This is a genomic window from Streptomyces sp. NPDC059909 (assembly GCF_042730885.1).
GTDB lineage: Bacteria > Actinomycetota > Actinomycetes > Streptomycetales > Streptomycetaceae > Streptomyces.
This window is the reverse complement of record NZ_JBHWKX010000267.1, coordinates 1-1,075: the sequence shown is the minus strand read 5'-3', so window position 1 is coordinate 1,075 and position 1,075 is coordinate 1. Positions and strand designations below refer to the sequence as shown.

General features: G+C 70.0%; 1 protein-coding gene. It reads right to left on the bottom strand.

Features of this window, described 5'->3' with window-relative positions:
• Positions 1-104 precede the first annotated feature (104 nt).
• The coding region (locus tag ACFV9O_RS40745) for an IS1380 family transposase (protein WP_385428210.1) at positions 105-1,075 on the bottom strand (971 nt) is incomplete at its 5' end.

The following is a 1,075-nucleotide window of genomic DNA, read 5'->3' as shown; positions in this document are numbered from 1 at the left end:
GGGTGGCCGGGTGAGGGCAGGTTGTGTCCGCTGGTCTGCCCAGCATTTCCACGGTTCGGTTCCGGTCGGGCCCTTGCGGGCGGGGCGGGCGGGGGTTGTTCGTATCAGCCGGCCGGTCCGTGGGCGGTGGGGAACAGGTGTGTCCAGGCGTGCTGCCAGGGCCAGTTGTGCGGCAGGTGCAGGGTGATGCGGCGGGCGGAGCGGGCGATCCGGGCCGGAACGTGGACCAGGTGGGTGCGGATCGTGGCGGTGGTGGCCCTGGCGTGGAAGGCGGAGGCCTGTGCGCCGGTGGCCCGCAGCAGGTTGTAGGTCATCGCCCAGAGGGTGAGCCATGCGGCGTTGGCGTGGAAGTGCCCGGACGGCAGGTGGGCCAGGGCTGAGGCCTTGCTGTCGGCGATGACCTGCTCGATGACCGCGTGGTGACGGTGTTCGCGTTCGGCCTGGAGGGTTTGTGCGGGCTGGTCGGTGAAGAACGGGTGGTAGCGCCAGACGGGAAACAACTCGCCCTGCTCACCCACAACGGCGGGTTTGGCCAGGTCACGGACCCGGCGAACGATCAGCCGCGCGGTGACCCGCTCCGCTTTCGTGCGGCTGGCGAACGCGGTGTAGGCGGGTATCTCGGCGACTTCGGCGTCCGAGATGAGTTCACCGGTTGCGGGATCGGGCACCGCGGTCGGGTAGGTGATCTGCTGCCAGGCCTGGTCGGGAATGCCGAGGACGGCCCGTTTGATGGAGGGGTTCATCCCGCAGGTGATCGAGAAGTGGGCTCCGGCCCGGCGGCAGGCGGCGATCACCCCGGCGTTGTAGAACTGCGAGTCCGCTCGCAGGACCCGGGTGCCGGTGCAGCCCGCCTCGACAGCGGTGGCCAGCGCCTCACTGACGAACTTCGGGGCCCCACGGGAATCGGCTGCCTTGCCGCGGCGCATCCGTACTGCGGCGATCACCGGCCGGGAGGTGGGGGTGCAGATCGTGGCGAGCAGGGGGTGCAGGGTGCGGATGCCCTTGAACCGGCCGTACTCGGCGCCCTGCTTGGCCCGGCCGTAGACCCGCTTGTGGGTGGAGTCGACATCAATGA